The following is a 6762-nucleotide window of genomic DNA, read 5'->3' as shown; positions in this document are numbered from 1 at the left end:
GACGCACGACTGTGGCAACCCGAAGGACGGCTATCTCAAGCTCGGCGTGTGGTCCGGATTCCCGGACAAGTGGCCGACTGCGTATGCCGCGGTTCAGAAGATGAACTTCACCAACTTGGACATTGCCCAGTTGGCCATGTACGTCGACATCGACGGCATGGAGCCTGAGGATGCGGCTGCCTTGTGGTTGGCCGACAACTGTGCCCGTTGGACTGGATGGGCTTCAGCCGATCAGGGTGTCTGCCCCGAGGCCCCGGTCGCTGCGGCGGATTCGTCGGATCCGATCAAGTTGCCGATCCACAACTGGTCGTCCCAGATCGCCGGCGTCTACGCCGTTGGTGCGATCCTGGAGCAGGCCGGCAACTCGGTTGAGTACATCTCGGCGGATTCCACGCTGGTGTACACGTCGATGTGTGAGGGCGACATGGACCTCGTTCACGAGGTCTGGGAGGGCGCCTTTGGCGTTGCCTTCATGGAGCAGGTCGACGCGGGTTGTGTGATCGATGCGGCAACGCACGACGCCAAGACCCGTGAAGAGTGGTGGTACCCGTCCTACGTTGAGGACGTGTGCCCGGGTCTCCCCGACTGGGAGGCGCTCAACGGTTGCGCCGAAATGTTCGCTACGCCCGATTCGGGTGGCAAGGGCCGCTTCCTTGGTGGTCCGGTGGACTGGTTGAAGGGTGACCAGGAGCGTGTCGAGGGTCTCGAGATGGACTTCATTGTCGAGAACGCCGGTACGGCTGGTGCCCTGTGGGCAGCGTTGGAGGCAGCTTCTGCGAACCAGGAGCCGATCGTGTTGTTCAACTGGACCCCGAACTTCATCGAGGCCATGTACGACGGCAAGTTCATCGAGTTCCCGACGTTTGCTGACGAGTGCCGGACCGATGCCTCTTGGGGCCTCAACCCGGAGACGACGCACGACTGTGGCAACCCGAAGGACGGCTATCTCAAGCTCGGCGTGTGGTCCGGATTCCCGGACAAGTGGCCGAACGCCTACGAGGTCGTACAGAGGATGAACTTCACCAACTTGGACATTGCCCAGTTGGCCATGTACGTCGACATCGACGGCATGGAGCCTGAAGATGCCGCTTCCTTGTGGCTCGCCGACAACGTTGACCGGGTGAACGCCTGGGTTGGCTAGTCGCCATGAGACGCGATGCCTAATGGTGTCGTAATGTCGGGCCGGGTGCCGGGGCCCCCCCCCGCGGCCACCGGCCCGACGTCGTCATGACTGAAGTCCTAACCCGCATACCCACCCTGACAACGGGACTAAGGTCTCGGCGAGGCCCGACACGATGACCAAACCCAAGATCGTTTGCCGTAACGTCTGGAAGCTCTACGGGCCCGAACCTGAGAAGTTCCTGGCCTCCCACGATGGCGAGCCAGATCTCGCGACGATCAAGGAAAGCGGCTACATCCCAGCCGTTCGGAACGCTTCACTAGAAATCAACGAGGGCGAACTCGTCGTCCTGATGGGCCTTAGCGGCTCTGGCAAATCCACCCTCGTCCGCTGCATGTCTCGCCTCATCGAGCCGACCGCCGGTGAGATCGACTTCGACGGCGAGGACCTGCGTGCCGCCTCTGAACGGGAGTTGGTCGAACTTCGCCGACACAAGATGGGCATGGTGTTCCAGCACTTCGCACTTTTCCCGCACCGCACGGTGCTGGAAAATGTTGCCTTCCCGCTCGAGGTGCAGGGAGTGGACCTCGCCATCCGAAACGCTCGGGCCCTCGAGATCATCGACCTCGTCGGATTGCACGGACGTGGCAACTACTACCCGAGAGAGCTCTCCGGTGGACAGCAGCAGCGCGTAGGCATCGGCCGCTCTCTGGCCGTGGAGCCCGACGTCTGGTTCCTCGACGAGCCGTTCTCCGCCTTGGACGCCCTCATTCGGCGCGACATGCAGGATGAGTTTCTTCGTCTCCAGTCAACTTTGCAAAAAACGATCATCTTCATCACGCACGACTTCGACGAGGCCATCCGTCTTGCCGACAGGATCGCCATCATGCGTGACGGGGTAATTGACCAGCTGGGCACTGCAGAGGAGTTGATCACCAACCCGGGCTCGGACTACGTCGCAGCGTTCACGAAGAACGTCTCCCGAGCCAAGTTGCTTCGTGTCCACACCCTGATGGGTCCCCCATCGGATAGCGCTGACGGCGAGGTCGACGGACGCGTGTTTGTCTCATCAGCAGCCAACCAGATCCTCAGTTCCACGGTCCCGGTGAGGGTGGTCGAAGACGGGGAGGTTGTCGGCTCGATCACCGCAGCGCAGGTGACCGAAGCGCTCTTTGAGGCCGAGTGATCACCAGGCCATGACCGATCAGACCACATCCGAGCCCCTCGACACCTCCGACGCGGCGTCGGCCGACGGACCAGCAAAACAACTATCCGGCCGACAAAAGGCGGCAATCGCCTTCGGACCGTTCCTGATCCTGTGGTTCACCTGGTGGCGGCTTGGGTCGCACCACATCACCCGAACCGGCAAATACGAAGGTGAGTCAGCAGCGCTCGAATGGCTCTACCGGGTTCCGCGGACCTGGACCGTCGACTGGTTCAACTTTGCGGGCCGGGACGGCTTTGCCAGCGTCAGCTACAAAGCCACAGGATGGGTTAACACCTGGTTCGACCACCTCCGCTACGAGGAGTTCTTCCAGTTCACCGTGGCGTGGCACCTTTCCAGTGGACCGTGGCTGTTGGCTCTTCTGGTATGCCTCGGGGCCACAGGCTGGATGGCATGGCGTACCCGAACCAACCGCTGGCTGATTGCCACTGTGGCGGTGGCCTGGACGGGTTGGTCTGTCGACCTATTCGACTTCCTGCGCCTCCCGACCACGCCGTGGATCTTCGTCTTCGTGGTCATAGGCATCGCCTCTGCGGCCCAAGCCATGCGGGATCGGGCGTTCGAGTGGACGGCCGCTACCACGGCCATCGCCACTATCGGTTGGGTGACCCTGCAAACAAACGAGGAATCTTTCAACGTCAAGGCTCTCTTCCGCCAGGTCGCACGATGGCTGGAGTTCCCCCTGGATGTCGCCGAAGGACTCCTTATCAGCGGCTACGGACCTTGGCATCTTCCCGACATGCCGTGGCTGTTCATCTTCGTCCTCCTCGTCGGCGGAACAGGCTGGCTGGCCTGGCAACGCCGGAGCACCGCGTGGGCGATGACTACCGCCCTCATCGGGTGGATGGCCGCTGTGAGCCTCTACGAACCGTGGCATATCCCCGCCCTGCCATGGATAGTGATCGCCGGCCTCTTCGGTGTCGTCGGATGGAAGCTGGGGGGTTGGCGCCTCGCCCTCCTGTCGGTCGGGTTCATCCTCTACGCCGCCTTCATCGGCGAACCTGCGGAGAAGGCCGGAGCGGAAACTCGCTGGGACAAGACAATGATCACGCTGTCCGCTGTTCTTGTGGCAGTTCCGATCGCCGCCTTCCTTGGAGGCCTTATCGGCCTGGTGGCAGCTAAGCGACGTCGGGTCGAACAGTTCCTGATCCCGATCATGAACCTGACCCAGGCCTTCCCTCACTTCACCTTCCTCATCCCGATCGGCGTTTTCATCGGCCTCTCGCACAAGGCCGGTGTCATCGCCACAATCGCCTACGCCATCCCACCAATGGCCAGGGTGACGATCCTCGGTGTCCAGGGGATCTCGAAAGAGGTCATCGAGGCAGGGATCATGGGTGGCTGCACGCGACGTCAGATGCTGTGGAAAGTAGAGCTTCCCGCCGCCCGCCAATCTCTCCTAGTCGGCATCAACCAGGTGGTGATGGAGTGCCTGGCCATGGTGGTCATCGCATCCTTCGTCGGCACCGCCGGCCTGGGGCAGGACCTCCTGTTCCGCCTCACGGGACTCCATATCGGGGCCGGAACCGAAATCGGAATCGCCATCGTCGTCATGGCCATCACCCTGGACCGCCTCAGCCAGGCGCTAGGTCGACTTCAGCCGACCCACCACGAAGAGGGCGTGCCTTTCTGGAAGCGTCACCCATACCTCCTGGCTTCGGGAGGGGTGCTGGCTGGTGGCCTCCTCCTGGCCCAGGTCTGGGATGCCGCCTTCCGCGTACCCAACTCGTGGATGTGGGGCCACGAGGCCTTCTGGGAATGGCTCGTGGACCACGCCAAGACCGACATAGCGTGGTGGGAGTTGTCCGGCGGATGGTGGTTGGTGGCCTTCCTGGCCGCCATCGCAGGTGCCGGATGGCTGGCCTGGAGCACTCGGCGCTATCGCTGGCTGGTCGGCGCAGTAGCCGTGAGCTGGGTTGGGTGGTCCGTAGGCCTGTTCGACTTCCTGCACCTGTCCACCGAGCCGTGGATCTACGTCTTCGTGGCGGCCGGCGTCGCCGCCGTGGTGTACGGCTTATCGGTACGGACCAAGTTGATGGCCCAGATTTCCGAGAAGGGCTACTCCCAACTCGAGGCGGCCGCCCGGGCCCGAGAGTCGCTTCGCTTCACCTGGACGACGGCCATGACAGTGCTCGTAACGCTCGGCTGGGTAACCCTCCGAACCACTGACGAGTCCTTCACTGTGAACCTCCGCGACCAAACCATCGCCTTTCGAGATGTGCTCGAGTCCTGGATCCTGCTACCCCTGCGCGATGCCTACCTCACCATTCCATGGGTGGGCCTCGTCCTGCTCTTCGGTGTGATCGGATACTTCATCAACGGTCGCCGGCCCGCCCTCATGGCCGCAGGCATGATCGCCTTCATCTCCCTCGCCGGGTTCTGGTGGCAGGCCATGTGGAACTTCTACCAGCTGACCTTTGCCGTGTTGCTGGCGATCATCTTCGGTGTTCCGTTCGGGATCTGGGCAGCGACCACGGCGAGGCGTAACACGGCAGTACAAGTGGTCCTCGACTTCTTCCAGACCTTCCCGTCGTTCGTCTACCTGTTCCCAGCAATCATGTTCTTCGACGTCTCCGAAACAGCGATCATCGTCGCCGTGGTCCTGTCCGCATCCGTACCAGCCATCCGGTACACGATATTCGGCATCCAAAACGTACCGGAGTCGTTGGTCGAGGCATCGACGATGACAGGCTGCACACGACGACAGACCCTCTGGAAGGTGAAGTTGCCCATGGCCGTGCCGGAGATCATGCTCGGCATCAACCAGACAATCATGTTCGGCCTCTTCATGGTGATGATCGCCGGACTCATCAAGACCACGGGGCTGGCTCGAGAGCTCATCGAGGCTCAGCCCAACATCGACAGTGGCCGGGCTATCGTCGCCGGAATTGCCGTGGCCTGCATAGGCATGGCTTCCGACGTACTCATCTCCGAATGGGCCGATAAGCGCAAGCGCCAACTCGGTCTCATTTCCTAATTTGAGGCCGAAAGGAAACGACATGACCAGAGTTGCCGTGGTCGGCGCGGGCCCCAGCGGTCTGGCCCAGTTGCGAGCCTTCGCATCCGCCGCCAAACAGGGTGCCGAGGTCCCCGAGGTCGTCTGCTACGAGAAGCAGGACGACTGGGGTGGCCTATGGAACTACACGTGGCGCACCGGTGTCGACGAGTACGGCGAATCGGTACACGGGTCGATGTACCGCTACCTGTGGTCCAACGGACCCAAGGAGTGCCTGGAGTTCGCCGACTACGGATTCGAGGAGCACTTCGGGAAGCCCATCGCCTCCTACCCGCCCCGTGAGGTCCTGTGGGACTACATCAAAGGCCGCGTCGAAAAGAGCGGCGTACGTGACCAGATCCGGTTCCGGACCACCGTGCGCGAGGTGACCTATGACGGGGCCGCTGGCGACGGGGCCGGGATGTTTACCGTTACGTCCCACGATCTGGATGGCGGCCACACGTCGTCCGAGAAGTTCGACCACGTCGTGGTCGCCTCAGGCCACTTCTCGGTGCCCAACGTGCCCCACTACCCGGGCTTCGAAAGGTTCCTGGGCCGTATCCTTCACGCCCACGACTTCCGTGACGCCGTCGAGTTCACCGGCCGGGACATCCTCATCGTGGGGGCCAGCTACTCGGCCGAGGACATCGGCTCGCAGTGCCACAAGTACGGCGCCAACCGCATCTACTGCACGTCACGGGCCGGCACCATGGGCTACGACTGGCCCGACAACTGGGAGGAACTTCCGATCCTCACCCACGTGGACGGCAACACCGTCCACTTCTCCGACGGCCAGACCCGTGACGTGGATGCCATCATCCTGTGCACTGGATACCAGCATCACTTCCCCTACCTCCCTGACGACCTTCGGCTCGAGACGGCCAACCGGCTGTGGGTCTCCGGCCTCTACAAGGGCGTGGTGTGGGAGCGGAACCCGAAACTCTTCTACCTCGGGATGCAGGACCAGTACTACACATTCAACATGTTCGATGCGCAGGCCTGGTACGCCCGCGACGTCATGATGGGACGCATCGATCTGCCGTCTGCCGAGGAGATGGCTGCCGACGGTGCTGCCTGGCTGGCCCGCGAAGAGGCACTCGAGACGGCCTACGAAGAAATTGACTTCCAGGGCGACTACACCCAGGTTCTGGTCGACGAAACCGACTACCCGGACTTCAATATCCCGGCAGTGAACCAGATGTTTAAGGACTGGAAGGGCCACAAGAAGGCCGACATCATGGGCTACCGGAACCTCGGATTCCCGTCGACACTGACCGGGACCGTGGCGCCGCCCCACCACACGCCGTGGCTGGATGCGCTAGACGACTCGATGGCCACCTACCTGCTAGACGAGGCCCCGGACGGCGGCGGCTGAGAGGCCGACACCCTTCGAGATCGGTTCACCGCTCAGCCCCCATCAGG

At 62.4% G+C, this 6762-nt stretch carries 4 protein-coding genes; all 4 read left to right on the top strand.

From position 1 onward, the window contains the following. On the top strand, positions 1-1141 hold a 1141-nt coding region (locus tag QF777_10050), incomplete at its 5' end, for a glycine betaine ABC transporter substrate-binding protein (GenBank protein ID MDP6911890.1). Between the two features lie 154 nt (positions 1142-1295). After that, positions 1296-2306 carry a glycine betaine/L-proline ABC transporter ATP-binding protein gene (locus tag QF777_10045; GenBank protein ID MDP6911889.1) on the top strand — a complete coding sequence of 337 codons (1011 nt, stop codon included), beginning with the start codon at positions 1296-1298 and terminating at the stop codon, positions 2304-2306. 10 nt (positions 2307-2316) lie between these two features. Then, entirely contained in the window at positions 2317-5322 is a 3006-nt protein-coding gene (locus tag QF777_10040; protein MDP6911888.1) for an ABC transporter permease subunit, read from the top strand. Positions 5323-5344: 22 nt separating this feature from the next. Continuing rightward, the gene (locus tag QF777_10035; protein MDP6911887.1) at positions 5345-6715 is read left to right on the top strand and encodes an NAD(P)/FAD-dependent oxidoreductase; all 1371 of its coding nucleotides are present in this window, start codon (positions 5345-5347) and stop codon (positions 6713-6715) included. The last annotated feature ends 47 nt before the right edge of the window (positions 6716-6762 follow it).

The organism is Acidimicrobiales bacterium (assembly GCA_030747595.1).
GTDB lineage: Bacteria > Actinomycetota > Acidimicrobiia > Acidimicrobiales > MedAcidi-G1 > UBA9410.
This window is presented reverse-complemented; position numbering and strand designations above follow the sequence as displayed.